The organism is Phormidesmis priestleyi BC1401 (assembly GCF_001650195.1).
Lineage (GTDB): Bacteria > Cyanobacteriota > Cyanobacteriia > Leptolyngbyales > Leptolyngbyaceae > Phormidesmis_A > Phormidesmis_A priestleyi_B.
In genome coordinates this window covers 1-645 of sequence record NZ_LXYR01000186.1, presented here as the reverse complement: position 1 = coordinate 645, position 645 = coordinate 1, and the positions used below count along the sequence as shown (strand labels likewise).

The window sequence follows — 645 nt, the reverse complement described above, 5'->3', positions numbered from 1 at the left end:
TTTTTTCGCAATGTGGTGCATCGCCCGATAAACCACTTTGAGGGCAGATTCATCGGTGGGAAACGCCCGATGATTCTTGATCACTTTTCTCAGGGTCATGTTGGGGTAGACACAGAAAACAGAAAATATAGCACGTTAAGGAATTGAAGAAGCTGGAACCCAGCGTTAGAGCGTCGGTACAGACACGCCAAGATTTTAAAAGGAATGCACTTCTCTGGTTCTTCTTTGGCGCTATATTCAACGTCATTGCGGTTCTTGTCCTGCTTTACAAGAACTCGACCTGAGACCCCTAGTGCGGCTGCATCGGTCTTGCCTTTCCGTTAGGCGATCGAGGTTAGATCAGCCCTGCCACAAGGTTGATCGTCATCGCTAAGAGGCTGGTATTGAAGAAAAACGAGAGAATGCCATGCAATAAAGACAACCGCCTCAGAGTCCGGGAGCGTACGGCGACATCAGACACCTGGCTCGTCATCCCAATGACAAAGGAAAAGTACAGAAAATCCCAGTAGTCAGGCTCCGTGTCACCCGGAAAATCGAGTCCGTCGTCCTTGCACTCGGCTAGAGTCTTGCCTTCCTGATAATAGAGGCGCGCATAGTGGGACGCAAAGATGGTGTGAACCAGCAGCCAGGAACCTACAATCGTTA

1 protein-coding gene is annotated in these 645 nt (G+C 49.6%); it reads right to left on the bottom strand.

All coding sequences use genetic code 11. The features are described from left to right. Nucleotides 1–334: 334 nt before the first annotated feature. Nucleotides 335–645, bottom strand: a 311-nt coding sequence (locus A8707_RS26360; RefSeq protein ID WP_156518918.1) for a DUF1345 domain-containing protein, incomplete at its 5' end; no start/stop codon positions are given.